The 18304-nt window shown below is 67.6% G+C and carries 19 protein-coding genes; 10 read left to right on the top strand and 9 right to left on the bottom strand.

Annotation, left to right across the window (positions count from 1 at the left end; translation table 11 throughout):
- Nucleotides 1-54 precede the first annotated feature (54 nt).
- Entirely contained in the window at nt 55-3006 is a 2952-nt protein-coding gene (locus ACVOKU_RS11490; protein WP_481559970.1) for a bifunctional diguanylate cyclase/phosphodiesterase, read from the top strand.
- 66 nt (nt 3007-3072) lie between these two features.
- Here the strand turns inward: ACVOKU_RS11490 and ACVOKU_RS11485 are convergent, their stop codons facing one another.
- Nucleotides 3073-3954 carry a LysR family transcriptional regulator gene (locus tag ACVOKU_RS11485; RefSeq protein ID WP_053520278.1) on the bottom strand — a complete coding sequence of 294 codons (882 nt, stop codon included), beginning with the start codon at nt 3952-3954 and terminating at the stop codon, nt 3073-3075.
- A 95-nt stretch (nt 3955-4049) separates the two neighbouring features.
- On the opposite strand from ACVOKU_RS11485, the gene ACVOKU_RS11480 reads away from it, so the two are divergent.
- The 3 genes from ACVOKU_RS11480 to ACVOKU_RS11470 all read left to right on the top strand — a co-directional run bounded on the left by ACVOKU_RS11480 (nt 4050) and on the right by ACVOKU_RS11470 (nt 7040).
- Nucleotides 4050-4460 (top strand): DoxX family protein, encoded by a 411-nt coding sequence (locus tag ACVOKU_RS11480; protein WP_053520277.1) that lies wholly within the window; start codon nt 4050-4052, stop codon nt 4458-4460.
- Nucleotides 4461-4491: 31 nt separating this feature from the next.
- The gene (locus tag ACVOKU_RS11475; RefSeq protein WP_481559969.1) at nt 4492-5280 is read left to right on the top strand and encodes a dioxygenase family protein; all 789 of its coding nucleotides are present in this window, start codon (nt 4492-4494) and stop codon (nt 5278-5280) included.
- Between the two features lie 116 nt (nt 5281-5396).
- The gene (locus ACVOKU_RS11470) at nt 5397-7040 is read left to right on the top strand and encodes a Na+/H+ antiporter (RefSeq protein WP_053520275.1); all 1644 of its coding nucleotides are present in this window, start codon (nt 5397-5399) and stop codon (nt 7038-7040) included.
- A 62-nt stretch (nt 7041-7102) separates the two neighbouring features.
- Here ACVOKU_RS11470 and ACVOKU_RS11465 read toward each other — a convergent pair whose 3' ends face one another.
- Complete coding sequence (locus tag ACVOKU_RS11465; protein ID WP_053520274.1) at nt 7103-7351, bottom strand: DUF3297 family protein; 249 nt, start codon at nt 7349-7351, stop codon at nt 7103-7105.
- Between the two features lie 89 nt (nt 7352-7440).
- Between ACVOKU_RS11465 and ACVOKU_RS11460 the strand changes: the two genes are divergently transcribed.
- Entirely contained in the window at nt 7441-7983 is a 543-nt protein-coding gene (locus ACVOKU_RS11460) for a DUF6630 family protein (protein WP_053520273.1), read from the top strand.
- 287 nt (nt 7984-8270) lie between these two features.
- On the opposite strand, the gene ACVOKU_RS11455 is transcribed toward ACVOKU_RS11460, so the two are convergent.
- The 5 genes from ACVOKU_RS11455 to msrB all read right to left on the bottom strand — a co-directional run bounded on the left by ACVOKU_RS11455 (nt 8271) and on the right by msrB (nt 11540).
- Nucleotides 8271-8546, bottom strand: a complete 276-nt coding sequence (locus ACVOKU_RS11455; protein ID WP_111186594.1) for a DUF4031 domain-containing protein — start codon at nt 8544-8546, stop codon at nt 8271-8273.
- Between the two features lie 13 nt (nt 8547-8559).
- Entirely contained in the window at nt 8560-9057 is a 498-nt protein-coding gene (locus tag ACVOKU_RS11450; protein WP_481559968.1) for a hypothetical protein, read from the bottom strand.
- Between the two features lie 126 nt (nt 9058-9183).
- Nucleotides 9184-10122, bottom strand: coding sequence for a flagellar motor protein MotB (gene motB, locus ACVOKU_RS11445; RefSeq protein WP_053518234.1), 939 nt, complete (start codon nt 10120-10122; stop codon nt 9184-9186).
- A 3-nt stretch (nt 10123-10125) separates the two neighbouring features.
- A complete protein-coding gene (gene motA, locus ACVOKU_RS11440; RefSeq protein ID WP_053518236.1) occupies nt 10126-10980 on the bottom strand; it encodes a flagellar motor stator protein MotA in 855 nt (284 codons plus the stop codon).
- Nucleotides 10981-11072: 92 nt separating this feature from the next.
- On the bottom strand, nt 11073-11540 hold the full coding sequence (gene msrB / locus ACVOKU_RS11435) for a peptide-methionine (R)-S-oxide reductase MsrB (protein WP_053518238.1): 468 nt from the start codon (nt 11538-11540) through the stop codon (nt 11073-11075).
- A gap of 140 nt (nt 11541-11680) precedes the next feature.
- On the opposite strand from msrB, the gene ACVOKU_RS11430 reads away from it, so the two are divergent.
- Both ACVOKU_RS11430 and ACVOKU_RS11425 read left to right on the top strand, forming a co-directional pair.
- On the top strand, nt 11681-12055 hold the full coding sequence (locus ACVOKU_RS11430) for a classical arabinogalactan protein 4 (RefSeq protein ID WP_128988037.1): 375 nt from the start codon (nt 11681-11683) through the stop codon (nt 12053-12055).
- Nucleotides 12056-12195: 140 nt separating this feature from the next.
- Nucleotides 12196-12393 carry a lana protein gene (locus ACVOKU_RS11425; RefSeq protein ID WP_481559967.1) on the top strand — a complete coding sequence of 66 codons (198 nt, stop codon included), beginning with the start codon at nt 12196-12198 and terminating at the stop codon, nt 12391-12393.
- Nucleotides 12394-12438: 45 nt separating this feature from the next.
- Here ACVOKU_RS11425 and ACVOKU_RS11420 read toward each other — a convergent pair whose 3' ends face one another.
- Nucleotides 12439-12918 (bottom strand): winged helix-turn-helix transcriptional regulator, encoded by a 480-nt coding sequence (locus ACVOKU_RS11420; RefSeq protein ID WP_053518243.1) that lies wholly within the window; start codon nt 12916-12918, stop codon nt 12439-12441.
- A 149-nt stretch (nt 12919-13067) separates the two neighbouring features.
- Here ACVOKU_RS11420 and ACVOKU_RS11415 point away from each other — a divergent pair, with 149 nt between their 5' ends.
- Together ACVOKU_RS11415 and alr are read left to right on the top strand one after the other, a co-directional pair.
- Nucleotides 13068-14372 carry a D-amino acid dehydrogenase gene (locus ACVOKU_RS11415; protein ID WP_481559966.1) on the top strand — a complete coding sequence of 435 codons (1305 nt, stop codon included), beginning with the start codon at nt 13068-13070 and terminating at the stop codon, nt 14370-14372.
- The gene (gene alr, locus ACVOKU_RS11410; RefSeq protein WP_128988033.1) at nt 14351-15421 is read left to right on the top strand and encodes an alanine racemase; all 1071 of its coding nucleotides are present in this window, start codon (nt 14351-14353) and stop codon (nt 15419-15421) included. The genes ACVOKU_RS11415 and alr overlap by 22 nt, the downstream gene beginning before the upstream one ends.
- Nucleotides 15422-15494: 73 nt before the next feature.
- Here the strand turns inward: alr and ACVOKU_RS11405 are convergent, their stop codons facing one another.
- A complete protein-coding gene (locus ACVOKU_RS11405; RefSeq protein WP_111186590.1) occupies nt 15495-16061 on the bottom strand; it encodes a DUF3016 domain-containing protein in 567 nt (188 codons plus the stop codon).
- Between the two features lie 248 nt (nt 16062-16309).
- Here ACVOKU_RS11405 and ACVOKU_RS11400 point away from each other — a divergent pair, with 248 nt between their 5' ends.
- The gene (locus tag ACVOKU_RS11400) at nt 16310-18295 is read left to right on the top strand and encodes a hybrid sensor histidine kinase/response regulator (protein ID WP_065175384.1); all 1986 of its coding nucleotides are present in this window, start codon (nt 16310-16312) and stop codon (nt 18293-18295) included.
- Nucleotides 18296-18304 lie beyond the last annotated feature (9 nt).

The following is an 18304-nucleotide window of genomic DNA, read 5'->3' as shown; positions in this document are numbered from 1 at the left end:
GTGGAGGAATCGTTCGCGCATGAAGCCAGCCCACTGGACAGGGAACACCCACCGATGCCCGCGCTGAAACGCGCGTTGGCCCGGCCACTGCGCGCCATCACCTGGGGCGGGGTGGTGCTGGGCGTGCTGCTGGTGGCCGGTCTGGCGATGATGCTGGTCAATGACCATCATCGGCGGTTGGAAGCGGCGCAGCGGCAGAGCCGGGCACTGGCGGTCGGCAGCGAGCGCCTGCTGGCATTGCAGCTGCGCAACCTGGAGCGGGCCATGGGTGGCATTTCCGCCGACGCCGCCGAGCTGTTCCGGAGCGTGCCGGCACAGGCACCGCGGCTGCTCGATGCGGCCGTGGCCGGCGTGCTGCAACGGCACGCCGAGCTGCACAGCATCGTGGTGCTCGACAGCTACGGACGTGCGCTGACCGCGGGCCAGGGCGACCTGCAGCTGCCCCTGTGGACCGATCCGCAACGGCGAGGGCCTGGCAGTGCGCTGTACATCGGGCCGCCGCAGCGGGACAGCGATGATGGCTGGGTGGTGCCGCTGGCGCTGCCGCTGGACGACGACCGCTGGCTGCTGGCGCGCCTGCGCTGCGGCGAACTGCAGCGCATCATCGGCGGGCTGGACGTGGGCCCGAACGGCCTGGTGTCGATCAGTGATGCCGAAGGCTACATGTTGGCGCGCGTGCCTGATCCACATGGCACGGTCGGCCACCGCTACGACCTGCCCGGGCGCGATCTGCTCGGCAGACAGGCGGTGATCGAACTGGGGAACGTGCCCGGCGTGGTCGACGGCGTGCCGCGCATCACCACCATCAGTACGCTGGAGCGCAACCCGCTGGCGGTGCAGGTGGGCCTGGCCGAAAAGGACGTGCTGGCGCCGTGGTGGCCCTACCTGCAGGCATCGGTGGCCATCGTGCTGGTCTATGTGGCCGTGCTGCTGGTGCTGTTGTTCGCCGTCCGGCGAACGATCCGCCGGCAGCAATCGATGGCCGAGGAACTGCAGGCCGGCAACGCGGAACTGCGGCTGGCCCACCAGGTCGGGCGGGTCTGCACCTGGTACGTCGATGAGGATGCTGCACTGCTGCGCTGGTCACCGCTGGCACGCGAGATCTTCGGCGTGCAGACCGACGCGCTGCCGGTGGCCGATTTCTTTGCCCGGGTGCACCGCGATGATGCCGCACGGCTGCAGAAGGCGTTTGACCAGGCATTTGCCGGCAACGCGGTGATGGATGAGGTATTCCGCCTGGTGCTGCCGGGTGGCGCGGTGCGCTGGGTCGGCGCGCGGGGCCAGCGCGTGCCGGTGGCCGATCGCCAGCGGCGCATGATCGGCGCGCTCACCGATCTCAGCGAGCGGTATCAGGCCCGTGAACAGATGAACCAGGTCGAACGGCGCTTCCGCCTGCTGTTCGACCGCAATCCTGCGCCGTTCTGGGTGTTCGATCCGGACACGCTGCGCTTCATCGAGGTCAATGATGCGGCCGTGCGGCAGTACGGCTACAGCCGTGAGGAATTCCTCACCATGAGCATCCTCGACATCCGGCCGCGGGAAGGGTGGGACGAGGTCAAGGGAGCCATCGCGCGGGCGCGCGTGGGCGACCTTCCCGATGCCGCGGTGCGCCTGCACCGGCGCAAGGATGGCAGTGTGTTCGAAGTGCGCGCGCACCTGTCCCGGCTGGATTTCGATGGCCAGCCGGCCTGCCTGGTCCTGGCCGAGGATGTCAGCGAGCGGATGGCCTATGAGCGCGACCTGGCTTACCAGGCGCGGCACAACCCGGCGACCGGGCTGCTCAACGTGCGCGCGCTGACCGAGCAGCTGGATGCCCAGGCGGAGGGCTATACCATCGCCTTCGTGCAGCTGCGTGGCCTGCAGCTGGTGGCCGACACGCTGGGCCGCGAGATCGGCGATGCGGTGCTGCAGTCGATGGCCTCGCGCCTGGGTGTGCTGGCGGCCCGTTACGGCGCGCTGGCCTTCCAGCCGGCGGAAGATTTCGTGTTCGCCATCGGCGCCGCGCATGACACCCGGTGCGTACTCGACGATCTGCTGCAGATCGTGTCGGCACCGATGCGTGGCAAGGATTCGCTGCACCAGTTCGAGCCGCGCATCGGCGTGGCGGTGCACACGGCAGATGATGGCCACAGCGCCGAGCAGGTGATCGGCATGGCGGCACAGGCGGCGCATGCCGCGCGTGCCGAAGGAGACGTGGTGGCCTGGTTCGACGCTGCGGTCACCACGCGCCTGGCTGATCGCCTGCGCCTGGCCGGGCGCATCCATGCGGCGATCGACAGTGAGTTCCAGCTGTACTTCCAGCCGATCCGCCACGCCAGCGACGGCAGTCCGGCGGCACTGGAGGCATTGCTGCGCTGGCCGCAGGCCGATGGCAGCTTCATTCCTCCCAACGAGTTCATCCAGCTGTGCGAGGACACCGGTCTGATCCTGGCCCTGGGGCGCTGGGTGATCCGTGCGGCGGCGCAGGCGCAGCGGCGCCTGGTGGAGGCGGGTTGGGGCGATCTGCCGATCGCGGTGAACGTGTCGGCCGTACAGTTCTTCAACAGCGACCTGGTGGCCGAGTTCACCCGTGCCCAGCAGGACTTCGGCCTGGCCCGCGGCGCGCTGCATGTGGAGCTGACCGAGAGCAGCCTGATGCGCAAGCCGGCGCAGGCGATGCAGACCATGCAGCGCCTGCACGAGCAGGGCATCTGCGTGTCGCTGGATGATTTCGGTACCGGCTACTCCAGCATGTCCTACCTGCAGCACCTGCCGCTGGACATCCTCAAGATCGACCGCAGCTTCGTCGCCGACGTGGAGACCAATCCGCGCAACGCATCGATCTGCAGGGCGCTGCTGTCGCTGGGCCACAGCATGGGCCTGACCATCATTGCCGAAGGCGTGGAAACGCCGGGGCAGCTCGACTGGCTGGCCGCGCACGGCTGCGACCAGGTGCAGGGCTACCTGCTGGGACGTCCGGCCCCTCTGGAGCGGATCATCGGCATGCTGGACGAGGTCGCTGTCTAGCCCATGTTGCGGCTCGCCGGGCACGGCCTTGCGCCCGCGTGTCACGGGTGTTGTCCGGTGGCGCGGTCAGATCCCGGCCTCCACCAGATAGTCGATGAAGCTGCGCACCTTCGGCGCCAGGTGGCTGCGGCTGGTGTAGACGGCGAAGATGCCGATCGGCGCCGCTTCCCAGTCCGGCAGGATGCGCACCAGGCGGCCGTCGGCCAGTGCCTCCTGGAGCAGGAAATCCGGTTGCAGGATCACGCCCATGCCAGCAATGGCCGCCTCGCGAAGCACGTCGCCGTTGTTGGCGCGCAGCACGCTGTTCACCGTGACCTGGACATCGCCTCCGGGGCCGTGCAGTGGCCACTGGTCGCCGCCGGCCCAGTAGCTGTAGCCCAGGCATGCGTGATCCTGCAGTGCCTGCGGCGTGGCCGGCGTGCCGTGCGCAGCCAGGTAGGAGGGCGCCGCGCACAGGCTGATCCGCGATTCGCCCAGGCGACGCGCGATCAACGTGGGCCCGGGCTCGCGGGTGATGCGGATGGCCACGTCGTAGCCTTCTTCGACCATGTCCACCAGGCGGTCGGACAGGGCCAGGTCCAGTTCCACCTGCGGGAACCGCTCGCGGAAGCCGGCCAGCAGCGGGCCGAGACGGGCGATGCCCCAGCTGACCGGCGCATTGATGCGCAGCAGGCCGGACGGTTCCAGTGCCTGTGCGCCGATGCTGGCCTCCAGTGCGTCGAACTCCGCCAGCAGGCGCACGCACTGCGCGTAGTACGCGGCGCCGGCACTGGTGGGGCTGACCCGGCGCGTGGTGCGGTGGAGCAGCCGCGTCGACAGGCGCTTCTCCAGCGCCGCAACCTGCCGGGTGACGCCGGCGGTGGACATATCCAATGCCTGGGCGGCCGCACTGAAGCCATTGCGCTCGACCACGGCCACGAACACACGCATGGCGTCCAAAGTGTCCATTGTTGCGCCTTATGAAATAAATACGGTCGAATCATCGTATTTATCGGCATCGGTCGGCGCAATAAGCTGTGCTTCTTCCCTTTCGAGGCCCCGCCATGACGACCTCTGCCGCTTCCGCTCCGCCGCTGGCGCCCTATGGCGCGACGCTGTTGCGCCTGGCCCTCGGCGTCTTGTTCCTGATCCACGGGCTGACCAAGCTGCTGGTGTTCACCCCGGCCGGCACCGCGGCGTTCTTCGAGTCGCTCGGTCTGCCGGGTGTGCTGGGTTACCTCACTCTTGCGGCAGAACTGGTGATTTCCGCAGCCCTGCTGCTCGGTATCTACGCGCGCTGGGTCGGGCTGGCCGGTGTGCCCCTGTTGCTGGGCACCATCGTCACCGTGCACGGCGCGAACGGCTTCGGCTTTGCCAATGCCGGCGGTGGCTGGGAGTACCCGGCCTTCTGGGCGCTGGCGCTGGTGGTGCTGTTCCTGGTCGGTGACGGTCGCTGGACCCTGCGTTCGCGTTGAGCGCTGGCTGATACTGCAAACGGAGAATTCCATGTCCCGCCTGCCTTCGCTGTACATCTCGCACGGTTCCCCGATGACGGCGCTGCAGCCGGGCGAGGTGGGCGTGCGCCTGGCCGAACTGGCCCGCGACCTGCCCACGCCGCGCGCCATCGTCATCGCCTCGGCCCACTGGCTGGGGCGGCAGCCGTTGGTCGGCGGCCACCCACAACCGCCGACCCTCCATGACTTCGGCGGCTTCCCGCGCGCGCTGTTTGAACTGCAGTACCCGGCACCGGGCGATCCGGCGCTGGCCGAAGACGTAGCCGGGCGCATCGCCGCGGCGGGCCTGCCGGTGGCCATCGATACCCAGCGTGGTCTCGACCACGGCGCCTGGGTGCCGCTGCGCCTGCTGCGTCCGCAGGCCGACATTCCCGTGGTGCCGGTATCGATCCAGCCGTTGCTGGGGCCTGCGCACCAGTTTGCGCTGGGCCGCGCGCTGGCACCTCTGCGCGAGCAGGGCGTGCTGCTGGTCGGCTCGGGCAGCATCACCCACAACCTGCACGACTGGGGCGACTACCAGGACGGCAAGGAAGCGCCCTATGTGCGGCCGTTCATCGAGTGGGTGGAGCAGCGGCTGGCGGCCGATGACCGCCCGGCGCTGTTGGACTACCGCCGGCAGGCACCGTTCGCCGAACGCGCCCATCCCACCGATGAACACCTGTTGCCGCTGTTCTTTGCGATGGGTGCGGCCGGTGCCGACCGCTTCGGCGCACGTCGCATCGATGCCGGCGTCGATGGCGGCTTCCTGGCGATGGACATCTACCGCTTCGACGGGGCATGAGCCGGTGCTGACGCAGCGTCGCCGCGGTTGTCGCAGCCGTGGTCGCCTGTGGTAGTTTTTTCCGGGTTTCCGGCGCTGGCTTCATGCCCCCCCACGCGCCGCTTCCTGGAAGAAGCATGCATACCATTGAAGTCGTGCTGGCGATGCTGGTGGCGGTCGTCGCCAGCGGATACCTCGTCCGCGTCCTGCCGTTCTCACTGCCGCTGCCACTGGTGCAGATCGGTCTGGGCGCGGTCATTGCGGGCGTGTTCAACCGCGGCCATGCGCTGGAGCCGGAAGTGTTCTTCCTGCTGTTCCTGCCGCCCCTGCTGTTCCTTGACGGCTGGCGCATCCCCAAGCAGGGCCTGTTCCGCGACAAGGGCGCGATTCTCGAGCTGGCGTTCGGCCTGGTGGTGTTCACCGTCATCGGCGCCGGCCTGCTGATCCACTGGATGATCCCGGTGATGCCGCTGGCGGTGTGCTTCGCGCTGGCGGCGATTGTTTCGCCGACCGATCCGGTGGCCGTTGGAGCGATCGCCTCCAAGGCCCCCATTCCCAAGCGGCTGATGCACATCCTCGAGGGCGAATCACTGCTCAACGACGCCTCCGGTCTGGTCTGCTTCCGCTTCGCGGTGGCGGCGGTGATGACCGGTACCTTCTCGCTGGCCACCGCTTCGCTGACCTTCCTGTGGGTGGCGGTGGCGGGCCTGGCGGTGGGCGTGGCGGTGACGCTGGGCGTGTCGACCTTCCAGCGTTGGTTGTGGCGCCGTTTCGGTGAAGAGCCGGGTGCGGCGATGCTGGTCAACCTGCTGATCCCGTTCGCGGCCTACCTGCTGGCCGAAGAGATCAATGCCTCGGGCATCCTCGCGGCGGTCGCGGCCGGCATCTCGATGAGCTACGTGGAAATGACCGGCCGTGTTTCCGGCAGCATGCGCGTGCAGCGCGCGGGCGTGTGGAACATGCTGCAGTTCAGCTTCAACGGCATCATGTTCGTGCTGCTGGGCGAGCAGTTGCCGGGCATCGTCGAGCGTGCAACCACCACGATGAACGAGACCGGTCACCAGAGCGCGTGGTGGCTGCTGGTGTACGTGCTGGTGATCAATGCCAGCCTGATCGCCCTGCGCCTGCTGTGGGTGTGGCTGTCACTGCGCTGGAACCTGCTGCGTGCGCGTCGGCGTGGCCTGGAGCGGGGCGAGGCGCCGAACTGGCGCATCGTGGTGGCCACCTCGGTGGCGGGCGTGCGTGGTGCGATCACCCTGGCCGGCGTGCTGACGCTGCCACTGTTCCTGCCCGATGGCAGTCCGTTCCCCGCACGCGACCTGGTGATCTTCCTGGCGGCAGCGGTGATCCTGTTCTCGCTGGTCGGCGCCAGCGTGGCGCTGCCGCAGCTGCTGAAGGGCCTGCAGTTGCCGGCCGACTCCGGTGAGCGCAAGGAAGAGGATCTGGCCCGCCGGTTGTCCTCGAAGGCGGCGCTGGCCGGGGTGGAGCGCAAGCGGCAGCAGCTGGTGCTGAACCAGAACACCGAGAACGTGCAGTTGTACAACGACGCGGCCTCGCGGGTCAGCCTGCTGTACCAGCGGCACCTGGATCGCGAGAACCCGGACGTGGATCCGGAGAAGGTGAAGCGGATGGAGGAGGGCTATCGCCAGCTGCGCAGCGCCGGCCTCACTGCCGAGCGCGAGGAACTGTTCCGCCTCACCCGGCGCGGCGTGATCTCCGACGAGATCTCGCGGCGCCTGATCCGCAACCTGGATCTGCTGGAGTCGCGCAAGCGCGAGTGACCGGCCCTGTGCATCGGGGTCGGATCCCTTTCCCGCGGAAAGGGATCTGACCCCGGGCTCCGTCAGGCCGGCTTCTGGTCGAGGAAGTAGGCCTCGACCTTGCCTTTGACCTTGATCGTCATCGGGTTGCCGCGACGGTCACGGGCCTTGCCGGCCTGCACGCGGATCCAGCCTTCGCTGACCGAGTATTCCTCGACGTTGTCGCGCTCGACGTCGTTGAAGCGCACGCCGACGCCGCGCTCCAGCGCCTGCGCATCATGGAAGGGGCTGGCCGGATTGATCGCCAGGTGGTCGGGAGGGGTATCGCTCATCGCTGCATTCACAGTGACGGCCACCAAGGCCGGCTTCAGCGATACAGGATAAACCGTAGAATGCCGGCCTGCCCCGAGGAGTTCCCGCCATGCCCGACAACAGCGATTACTTCGACTTCGAGGAGGACGTCCATGATTTCGATGAGGATGGCTTCGAAGCGCGGGTCTGGAACCTGCTGGTACTGATCAACCCGGGCGACGAGGAGCTGGCGCTGCAGCAGTTCAACCGCTGGCGCGAGCTGCTGGCCGAAGCCGGCGAACCGCTGGAAGCAGACGCCGATTGGCTGCCGCCACTGCTGTCCGCGATCGGCTGGCAATCCGGCTTCGAGGTGGAGCGGGATGACCTGGAAACGCTGATATCGGCGGTGAACGAGCTGTCCGCGCGCTTCAACCTGCAGCTTGACTGGGGCGGTGACCTGGACGATGAGGATTTCACCGAAGACCTGGATGGCGTGCAGCTGATGTCCACCGCCTTCGACCGCCTGCGCGAGCACAACTACACGCTGTGGAGCGTGGATGCCGGCAGCGCGGGTTTCACCGGCTGGATGGCACTGACCCGTGACGACGACGCCATGCTGGCGCTGTGCTCGCTGCTGAACGTGGAAATCCGCCTGGGCAGCGACCCGTTCTGAGCGTCATCCCGGTTCGCCGGGCATGGCCCGGCGCTACCCCATCCCGGCACGCAAGGTAACGCCGGGCCATGCCCGGCGGAGGCACACGCATCCAGCACGCCAGGTAGCGCCGGGCCATGCCCGGCGGAGGCACACGTATCCGGCACGCAAGGTAGCGCCGGGCCATGCCCGGCGGAGGCACACGCATCCAGCACGCAAGGTAGCGCGGGCCATGCCCGGCGGGGGCACACGTATCCGGCACGCAAGGTAGCGCCGGGCCATGCCCGGCGGGGGGGGGGCACTGCGGCCTACGGCCGGTACTGTGCCCGCGCGTTGGCGATCACCGCTTTCACCTGTGCGCGGTCCGTGTGCCGTGAAATCGCCACGGCACCCAGTGCGATCGCCTGTGCGCGCAGCTCGGTGGTGACGTCGTAGTGCGCGCCGCTGGCCTTGTTCTGGAAGGCCCGGCGGGGGATGCCGAGCTGCGCCGCCATGGCGTGCAGCTCGGCCAGGGTGTCGGCCATCAGATGCGCCCAGCGCTGGTCGCGCCAGGCATGCACTGCGTCATCGACGTAGACCGTCACCGCCGCGGCCGGATCAGGCCTGCGGCTTGCCGTCAGCGTCGGCAGCCGGAGCAGCGTCGGCGTCAGCGGTACCTTCGGCAGCGCTGGCTTCTTCGGCCACATCGCCTTCAGCGGTCTCACCCTCAGCTTCCACGCCTTCGAATTCGGCGACCAGCGCGTCCAGGTACTCGTCGGCGGTCTGGCCCGCTTCGGCGGCCAAGGTATCCAGCAGCTTCTGCAGCAGTTCGGAATACTCCAGGCTGACCTTGCGGCCTTCCTTCTCCTGCACGTTGGCCAGGTGCTTGAGCATGGCCAGCATCGGCACCGGGTTCTCGGCATTGCCCATGGTCTGACCGCCGATGGCCAGCAGCCACTCGCGACCCTGCAGGCCGATGGCGGCGACCACCTGGCCGTCCTCGCTGGTCAGCACGGCGTGGTTCTGCACCTGCTGCTGGGCGTTCAGACGGAGGAACGGGCGCTTGGCCTGCTGCTTCTTGCGCTGGTCGCGCTTGGCCTTGGAAGACTTGGACATCGGGGGTGTCACCTGAAAACGGAAAGACCCCCATTGTACCGGTAGCGCCGGGCCATGCCCCTGGTGGGCGCGGACCTTGGTCCGCATGCTTTCCCGGATGCGCGGACCAAGGTCCGCACCCACCGTCTACTTTGCCTCACCCTGCGCCGCCTGTACGTCCGCATCGATGACCGGCGCCGACAGACCCACCTGTGGACCGGCGCCGGCCAGCGCGGCCTGCTCGGCGGCGCGGGTCATCACCACGATGCTGATGCGGCGGTTGATCGGGTTCTGCGGGTCGGCCCGGTCGAACAGCACCGACGAGGACAGGCCGACCACGCGGGTGATCTTGCTGTCCTCCAGTCCGCCATCGATCAGGGCGCGGCGGGCCGCATTGGCGCGGTCGGCGCTCAGTTCCCAGTTGCCGTAGCCGCGGGCGGCGGTGTAGGCGGTGATGTCGGTGTGGCCGGTCAGGCTGATCCGGTTCGGCACGTGGTTCAGGTACTCGGCCAGCTCATGCAGGATCTGCTGCGTGTAGGGCTTGAGCGTGGCACTGCCGAGGTCGAACATGGGCCGGTTCTGCTTGTCCACGATCTGGATGCGCAGGCCTTCCGGGGTCAGGTCCAGCAGCAGCTGGTCCTTGAACGGCTCCAGCGCCTGGCTGCGGCTGATCGCTTCCTGCAGTTCCTTCATCAGCTGTTCCAGCTGCTGCTTGTCGCGCTGCTGCTGATCCACCGGGTGCGGGACGGCTTCCTGCTGGTTCTGGAAGGGATCGTTGCTGCTGCCACGCGAGATGTCGGTGGCGCCGCCGAGCTTGATCATCGACGTGCTGGCACCGCCGGGCCCGGCCATGCCCGGGGCCGGCGTGGCGCTCTGGCCACTGAGCGGGCTGGGGTTGCGGAAATATTCGGAAATGGCCGCACGATCGTTCTTGCTGGTGGTGGCCATCAGCCACAGCACCAGGAAGAAGGCCATCATCGCGGTCACGAAGTCGGCATAGGCCACCTTCCACGAGCCGCCATGGTGGGCGGCATGGCCGGCCTTCCTGACCTTGCGGACGATGACGGTGGGTTTGCTCTCGGCCATGGCTTACTTGACCGTCTTCAGGTGCTGCTCGAAATCGGAGAAGGCCGGGCGCACGTTGGACGGCAACGTCTTGCGGGCGAATTCCAGCGCGATCTTCGGGTTGTAACCGCGCAGGCAGGCCAGCAGTGCGGTCTTCACCGATTCGTAGATGCGGCTGTCCTGCTCGGCACGTGCTTCCATCGCCGCTGCCATCGGGCCGACGAACCCGTAACCCAGCAGGATGCCCAGGAAGGTGCCGACCAGCGCACCGGCGACATGGCCGCCGACCTCGACGATGTCGCCACCGATCGAGCCCATGGTGATGACGATACCCAGCACCGCCGCGACGATGCCGAAACCGGGCAATCCGTCGGCCACCTTGGTCAGCACCTGCGAGGGGGCCATCGCTTCGGCGTGGTGCTTTTCCAGCTCCAGTTCGAGCAGCGGCTCCAGTTCATGCGGCTCGATGTTGCTGCCGATCATCAGGCGCAGGCAGTCGGTGATGAAATCGATCAGGTGGTGGTCGGCCTGCACCTTCGGATAGTTGCCGAACACGGCGCTCTCGGCCGGGCGTTCGACATGATCCTCCAGCGCCATGAAGCCTTCCCGGCGCGCCTTGTTGAGCAGTTCGTAGAGCAGGCTGAGGACGTCGATGTAGTCCTGCTGCTTGTAGCGCGGGCCCTTGAACACGCCGACGATGGCCTGCAGCGTCTGCTTGACCGTCTTGGCCGGGGTGCCGACCAGGAACGCCCCCAGTGCGGCACCGCCGATGATGACCAGTTCGTAGGGCTGCCAGAGAGCCCCCAGGCGGCCGTGGGCACCGAGGTAGCCCCCGATCACGCTGATGATGACGACCAGGAATCCAACGATGATGAGCATGGGGCAACGCAGGGAGGGGGGATATCTCCTTGTCGGCCCAGCCGGCGGATTTCTGAAGAGGGAATTCTGTGAAACCGGTCGGCGGGGGTGTTTCAGCCCGCCACGCCGCTTTCCGCACCGCCACGCTGCAACGGGTTGGGCCAGGCCTCGCCGTTGCCGGCAAACGAAAGTGAGACGGAGTTCAGGCAGTGGCGCTCATGGGTGGGCGGCGGCCCGTCCGGGAACACGTGGCCGAGGTGGCTGCCACAGCGGGCGCAGGTGATCTCGGTGCGGATCATGCCGTGGCTGGTATCACGGATCTCACGCACGTGTGCCGCGTCGTAGGGGGCGAAGAAGCTCGGCCAACCGGTGCCGGAATCGAACTTGGTGCTGGAGCGGAACAGGGGCAGCCCACACAGCCGGCAGCAGTAGACACCCTCACGCTTGTTGTCCAGGAACACGCCACAGAACGGTGCTTCGGTGCCGTGCTGCAGCAGCACGCGGCGTTCTTCGCTGCTGAGGCCGGCGACCAGGGTGTCGGTCTGGGAGGCGGTAGGGGGCGTCAGGTCGAAGGCACTCATGCTGGCTCTCCGTGGGGTCGATGGCCTGGGGATGCCTGCAGACGTGGGGGTGTGACCGCCGTCTTGCAAGTGTGAGCTGCGTTCATGGGCGGCACACGGGGGCAGGCGCATGGTGGGGAGGATTCCTGCTGGAGCGTGCCATGAAGACCCTTTCCATCTGGGTGCTGTCGGCTCTGCTGCCCCTGTCGGCACAGGCCCAGGTGCCCACCACATCGCCGACCACCACCCGCAGCACCACCACCGTGGCGCCAGCGCCGGTGACGCCGCCCCCACAGCCGGCAAGACCGCAGCCGCAGGTCCTGCCGTCACCGCAGCCAACGCAGCCGATCAAGTCCACCGGCCCGGCGCAGGTGGTGCCGACGCCGGCGCCGAAGCTGCCGGACAAGGTCTATGACCGCAACGGGCGCATCGTTCCCGGCGTCAAGCCGGTCGGCCCGAACCGTGTGTTCGACTCCCGTACCGGCCGTTATTACGACAGTGTGCCGGCCGGCAGTGGCCAGCAGGTCAAGCCATAGGGCAGGCCGCCACCGCCCGCGGCGGGGGGTGACCGCGCCGGCTGAACGCCTGAAAACGCAGTGCTGCCGCTCACGGCTTTTTCGCCTGTGATTAACCGCCGCAGGACCACCGTGGCCCTGCGCCGGCATCCCGCCGTCGCATGTCCTTCGTCCATTGGATCGCGATCATGAAGAACCCGCAGAACCGTCATCCCGGCAAGGAAGCGCAGAGCCATAAGCCGCAACAGCAGCAACAGCAGCAACAGCAGCAGATGGACCCGCAGCGGCCGCAGAAGGGCGGCAAACAGCAGGAAACACGTCAGCAGCAGGGCTCGATGAAGCACCCGCAGCAGCGCTGACGCCCCTGGAACAGGGCCGGAACCCGCAGCGCGGGCTCTGGCCCTTCATTCGGGGATCGGCAGGCTGAGCGTCTCCTTCACCTCTTCCATGACGATGTAGCTCTTCGATTCGCGCACATGTGGCAGGGTCAACAGGGTACTGCCCAGCAGTTTGCGGTAGGAGGCCATCTCGCTGATCCGCGCCTTCAGCAGGTAGTCGAAGTCGCCCGACACCAGATGGCACTCGAGCACGTTCGGCAGCTTCAGCGCCGCGCGCCGGAACTCCTCGAAGATGTCGCCGGACTTGTAGGCCAGGCTGATCTCCACGAACACCAGCAGGCTGGCCTTCAGGGCCGTGGGATCGAGGTGGGCGTGATAGCCGGTGATCACGCCCTCGCGCTCCAGCCGGCGCACGCGCTCGGTGCACGGGGTGGTCGACAGGCCCACGCGCTCGCCCAGCTCGGTAAAGGAAATGCGGCCTTCGGCCTGGAGGATGCGCAGGATCCTGCGGTCGATCTTGTCCAGTTCACGGGGGCGGGCGGCCATGGGCGTCAACCTGGGGAAGTGAATCACGGGGAAACATCTTGCCCGCAGCGTGAAAAACAGGCAAATCGCCTGGGAATGGAAGAATATACTTCCCCGATTATGGCCCTGGCGTGCTCAAACGCAGGGAATGATCGGGTTGGAGAATTTCCATGCGAGTCCTAGTTCTCGGCAGCGGCGTGATCGGCACCACCAGTGCCTGGTACCTGCGACAGGCCGGGTTTGATGTCACGGTCGTCGACCGCCAGCCCGGCCCCGCGCTGGAAACCAGTTTCGCCAATGCGGGCCAGCTGTCGTTCGGCTACACCTCGCCCTGGGCCGCGCCCGGCGTACCGAAGAAGGCGATCGGCTGGCTGTTCGAGAAGCATGCGCCGCTGGCGATCCGTCCCGGCATGGATCTGGCCCAGTACCGCTGGCTGTGGCAGATGCTGCGCAACTGCACCCACGAGCGCTATGCGATCAACAAGGCGCGCATGGTGCGCATGTCCGAGTACAGCCGCGATTGCCTGAACGAGCTGCGCGCGCAGATCGGCATCGAGTTCGAGGGGCGCGACCTGGGGACCACCCAGCTGTTCCGCACCCAGCAGCAGCTGGATGCCTCGGCACAGGACATCGAGATCCTGGCCCGCTATGGCGTGCCGTACGAAGTGCTGGATCTCGCCGGCATCATCGCCGCGGAACCGGCGCTGGCGCACGTTGATGGCCTGGTCGGTGCGCTGCGCCTGCCGCGTGACCAGACCGGTGACTGCCAGCTGTTCACCCGCCGCCTGGCGCAGATGTGCACCGACGCCGGTGTCGAGTTCCGATTCGACCAGGACATCAGCGCCATCGAATCGGATGGAGAGCGCATCACCGGCGTGCGCATCGCCGGCAAGCTGGAGACTGCCGACCGCTATGTGGTCGCGCTGGGCAGTTACTCGCCGGCGCTGGTCGCGCCGTTGGGCATGCGCCTGCCGGTGTACCCGCTGAAGGGGTATTCGTTGACCCTGCCGATCACCGATCCGGCCATGGCCCCGACCTCGACCATCCTCGATGAGAGCTACAAGGTCGCTGTGACCCGCTTCGACAACCGCATCCGTGTCGGTGGCATGGCCGAGGTGGCCGGTTTCGACCTGTCGCTGTCACCACGTCGTCGCGAGACCCTGGAGCTGGTGGTTCGTGACCTGTACCCGAAGGGCGGGGACCTGTCGCGCGCGCAGTTCTGGACCGGCCTGCGCCCGGCCACGCCGGATGGCACGCCGGTGATCGGCGCCACGCCCTTCCGCAACCTGTATCTCAACACCGGTCACGGCACCCTGGGCTGGACCATGGCGTGTGGTTCAGGTCGCTACCTGGCTGACCTGATGAGTGCACGCCAGCCGCAGATCAGCACCGAAGGCCTGGACATCTTCCGCTACGGCCAGTTCGGCCATGCCCCGCAACACGAGAGCCGCACATGCGTCCTGCCCGCGCGCTGATCGATCTGCACGCGCTGCGCAGCAACTACCGGCTCGCCCGCGAGCTGGGTGGCGGCAAGGCGCTGGCGATCATCAAGGCCGATGCCTATGGCCATGGCGCCGTGCGCTGCGCGCAGGCCCTGGAAGACGAGGCCGACGGCTTCGGGGTGGCGACCATCGAAGAGGCGCTGGAGCTGCGCAAGGCCGGTATCCGCGCGCCCATCCTGCTGTTGGAAGGCATTTTCGAAGCCAGCGAGATGGCGCTGGTGGCCGAGCATTCGCTGTGGTTCTCGGTCGGCTCGCCGTGGCAGCTGGAGGCGCTGGCTGCCTTCGACAGCCCGCATCCGTTGACGGTCTGGCTGAAGCTGGACAGCGGCATGCATCGCCTGGGTCTGGACGTGGAGACCTTCCGCGCCGCACACGCGCGCCTGCAGGCCATGCCGCAGGTGGAGCGGATCGTGCTGATGACCCATCTGGCGCGTGCCGATGAACTGGACAGCGAACGTACCCACGAACAGGCGGCCACCTTCGCACGTGCAATCGAGGGCCTGCAGGGTGAGACCAGCGTGTGCAATTCGCCGGCGCTGCTGGGGTGGCCCGACGTGCGCAGCGACTGGGTGCGCCCGGGGCTGATGCTGTACGGCGCCAACCCGCTGCCGGACGACACGGATCTGACCGGGCGGCTGCGGCCGGTGATGACCATGCAGTCCAAGGTGATTGCCGAGCGCTGGATCGAAGCCGGTGAGCCGGTGGGATACGGCGCGCGCTTCGTGGCCAAGGCGCGTACACGCGTGGGCGTGGTGGCCCTGGGCTATGCCGACGGCTATCCCCAGTTCGCGCCGAACGGCACCCCGGTACTGATCGACGGCCAGCCTGGCGTGCTGATCGGCCGGGTTTCGATGGACATGCTGACGGTGGACCTGACCGCACATGCACAGGCCGGCGTTGGCAGTGTGGTGGAACTGTGGGGGCAGGCCCCGACGCTTTCGGAACTGGCGCCACGTTGCGGGGTGAGCGCCTACCAGCTGCCCTGCGCGGTCAAGCGGGTCGCCCGCGTCTACCGCGATTGATGCGCCGCCGGGCATGGCCCGGCGGTTGTCGGAAATGCACAGGTAGCGCCGGGCCATGCCCGGCGGGGGCCGGTCAACGCGCGGCGGTGGCCTGGGCGGTCAACTGCCGCTTCACCCAGTCATCGATCAGCCGCTTCTCGTAGCGCAGCGGATCGCTGTCGCTGCGCAGGCCGAGAGTGTGCAGGTAGCCGGTATCGGTCAGCTTGGCCTCGCCCTCGTCGACGATGCGGCCGCTGGCGTCCTTCAGCGTGTACTGCAGGGTGATGCGCGGCGGATAGATGTCGCGCATCACGCGGATGTCATTGGCGCGCGGGCCATGCCACGGTTCGTAGTCGCCCGCGCGCTTGATGTCGACCAGGGTGATGTCCAGCGTCTGCCCGGCCTGCAGCGGCTTGGCGGCGCTGGTCTGCAGGTAGCGCGCCAGCTGCTGAACCCAGTCGCCGCGTTCGGCCTCGAAGCGGTTGTGGCTCTGGCGGATCTCGGTGAATGTCGCCGGATCGTTCCATTGCACGTTGACCGGGCCGTCGGCCTGCAGCATGCGTGGCGCATCCGGGCTGGTGACGGTGCGTGGCGCGGCGTTCGCGGCACCTGCGGCCAGGGCCGCGGCCAGCAGCAGGGTGGCGGACAGAGAGCGGTTCATGGCGGTCTCCTGCGTCCCCGGAATGGGGGCGGATGTTGATCTCGCATCGAGTGTGATCCTGCTGGCGGGGCCCAGCAATGGCCGAATGCGTCAACGGCGTCGGCGGTTGTCGCCAATTCATGGTCGTCAACCATGACTGACGGCGCTTGACGCTGTGAATACGTCCTTTGGAAGATGCTGTGCCTCCATCCGGTACGCCCCAGACGCCCTTGTCCACACTGCCGCCCCTCGCGGAGCGCCCACCCTTGATGGTTCCGGCGCCCGAACCCGACCTGCATCGCGGTGTGCTTGAACGCATCAACGCCGGCTTTTGTGTGATCCAGGTCATGTTCGACGCCGATCGCGCGGTGGATTACCGCTTCCTTGAGGTAAATGACGCCTTCGAGCGCCACACCGGTCTCAAGGACGCCCGCGGCAAGTGCATGAGCGCGCTGGAACCGAACCACGAGAGCGACTGGTACCGCATCTACGGCGAGGTCGCGCGCAGCGGACGGCCGGCGCAGTTCGAAATGGAAGCCCGGGCGCTGGGGCGCTCGTTCGCGGTGGACGCGGTCCGCGTGGGCCGCCCCGGCGAGGACAAGGTCGGCATCCTGTTCTTCGACATCACCGCACGCAAGCAGATGGAGCTGGAGCTGGGCGAGAGCGAGGCCCGGTTCAGCGCGTTGGCCGATGGCCTGCCGATGCCGGTCTGGGTGCTGGATGAGCGCGGACATGCGCGCTTCGTCAACAGCGCCTTCAGCGAGTTCTTTGGTGGCGACGAGACGCGTGTGCCGGAGGATGTCTGGCGCGGCCTGGTGCATCCGGATGATGCGTCGGTGTTCGAGTACGAACTGCAGGAAGCGTTGAAGGCGCAGCGCTCCATGCATGCCCTCGTCCGCGCACGGCGTGCGGACGGACAGTGGCGATGGCTGGAAATGAACGCGCGTCCGCGGTTCTCGCGGATGGGTCGCTTCATCGGCCTGGCCGGCAGCAGTCCGGACGTGACCGAGCGCCGCGAGATCGAACTGGCCCGCGAAGAGCTGCTGCAGTCCGAGCGCGCCGCACGCAGTGCCGCCGAGAACATGGCGCGCCTGAAGGATGAATTCCTGGCGACCCTGTCGCACGAACTGCGCACGCCGCTGACCACCATCCTTGGCTGGAGCGAGCTGTTGCTGCAGCGTGTCGACAACACCAGCCCGCTGTACAAGGGGCTGGGCGTGATCGCCAACAGCGCCGGTGCACAGAAGCGGCTGATCTCGGACATGCTCGACCTCAGCAGCATGTTGCTGGGCAAGGTGCAGCTGGAAGTGGAAGTACTGGACCTGCGCGAACTGCTGGGCGAGGCGATCGGTGCGCAGGAGCTGGTGGCCGAGGGCAAGGCACTGGACGTGCAGTTGCGGCTGCCTGAGCAGCCCAGCCTGGTGCTGGGGGATGCGACGCGGTTGCAGCAGGTGTTCTGGAACCTGTTGTCGAACGCCATCAAGTTCACTCCCGCTGAAGGCCGCATCGAGATGCAGCTGCGGGCCGACGGCAAGCATTGGGAGATCACCGTGCGCGATACCGGTGATGGTATTGCTCCGGAGTTCCTCAATCATCTGTTCAGCCGCTTCCGGCAGGCCGACGGCACCACCACCCGCCGCCATGGTGGGCTCGGCCTGGGCCTGGCGATCGTGCAGCAGCTGGTCGAGCTTCACGGCGGCACGGTCACTGCAGCCAGCGAAGGCCATGGCCACGGTGCCACGTTCACCGTACGCCTGCCGCAGCATCTGCCCGATGCCGAGCGGCGGCCGCTGCGCGAGGTGATCAGCGGGCCGATTCTGGAGCCGGTGGTCGTCGAGCCCTATCCGCTGCGGGGCATGCACGTACTGGCCGTGGAAGACCAGCCGGAAGTGCTGGAGTACCTGCGGCGCATGCTGGAAGAGCAGGGCGCGACGGTGTCGGCTGCCAGTTCGGCCGGCGAAGCGTTGGCGCTGCTGGCCGATGCCGGCCACCTGCAGTACCACGTGATGCTGACCGACATCGGCATGCCGGGTATGGATGGGTATGGGTTGGTGCGCACCCTGCGCGAAGACATGGGCGTGGATGCGGCGACCCTGCCGGCGGTGGCCGTGACCGCGCTGGCGCGTGCGGATGACCGTCGTCGCGCGCTGGCCTCGGGCTTCCAGGAGCATGTGGCCAAGCCGTACTCGGTGGCCCAGCTGGTGGCTGCGGTACGCAAGGTGCAGGTGCCGCGCGCCGACAGCGCGCTGCACTGAGCATTCACG

This window comes from Stenotrophomonas sp. STEN147, from assembly GCF_056757995.1.
This window is presented reverse-complemented; position numbering and strand designations above follow the sequence as displayed.